At 48.2% G+C, this 1,127-nt stretch carries 1 protein-coding gene; it reads left to right on the top strand.

Annotation, left to right across the window (positions count from 1 at the left end):
• A partial coding sequence (locus A3750_RS19370) for a flagellar assembly protein T N-terminal domain-containing protein (RefSeq protein WP_068548653.1) occupies positions 1-1,104 on the top strand: 1,104 nt, incomplete at its 5' end.
• Positions 1,105-1,127 lie beyond the last annotated feature (23 nt).

Here is a 1,127-nt window from a genome sequence, read left to right as displayed (position 1 = left end):
AAAGATGTCAGTTACGCGGAGGCCCGAGAGGCGGCGCGTCTAGACGCATTGCGTCAAGCCATGCTTGAGTTTGGTGTTCGTTTGTCGAGCCATCAATCGTTGAAAAATGGCGTTTTAGTGAGTGATGAATTGAACGCCGATAGTCAGGTTAGTGTTCGGCGCGAACAAATTCTTGAAGAAAACGTAAACGAAGAGACGATCAGTATTCGCTATGCTGCTGATCTAGAGCGCGTTCCAGAGTGTCCAGGATCAGATGCAGGAAAGTATAAGAAATCACTGGCACTTCTCGGTTTTAATCTTCAGGTTCCAGGGCAGGCGAGTATTGGTGGCTTGAATGGAATAGAGCATGGTCTCACGAGTGCGTTGGCGGAGTCTTTGTCTGCGCATGAGTCAATGGTGTTGTTTGAACGCGGTTACGATGCACCGTTTGCGGATGCGTATAATGCGCCTACCTCTTTGGATGGGCAGCGTATGCTGACTCAAGCCATGACGTATGCGAAACAATTGAATGTTCAGTTCGTCGTTTCTGGTGTGGTAAGAGATCTTGGCTTGGTTAACCCGAAAGCCTATTCCACGTCATTGTGGAGGCGTAGCATTAAATTTTTTGCTCAGGCGAATGAGCGTCGACGGTTTTCGGTTGATCTGTTTGTTCATGATGGCTTGAGTGGAGAATTAATTTGGCAGAGCAATTTTGCGACCGAAGGCGCCTGGACAGTCGGTATCGAAGAGCAGGTTGGCTTTGGTTCTCAAGTGTTCTGGAAAATGGGTTATGGGCAAGCGGTTGCCGCTTTGCTCGATGATATGGCTTACTCTCTCGATCAACAGCTGCGTTGTCAGCCGTTTATGACGCGTATTGCGCGTGTTGATGGGAAAATCTTGCACTTTGGTTCCGGCGCGAGTTCAGGTCTAAAACCCGGGGATAAACTGAGTGTTTATCGTAGCTATAATTATCATGATGCTTTTCAGCGAACGGGGATCGAGTTGAACAATACCAAGACCGTATTAACGGTCTCGCAGGTGCATCCGAACTTTGCCAGCGGTACGGTCAATATTGATCCGGGACGGGTAAACATTCAGCAGGATGATGTGTTGATTATTTGGTAGTTAAATGTGTGTCTTTGGGCGGC

The sequence above is a fragment of the Oleiphilus sp. HI0079 genome (assembly GCF_001635105.1).
Note: the sequence above shows the minus strand (reverse complement) of the source record. Positions and strands in the feature narration are given on the sequence as shown.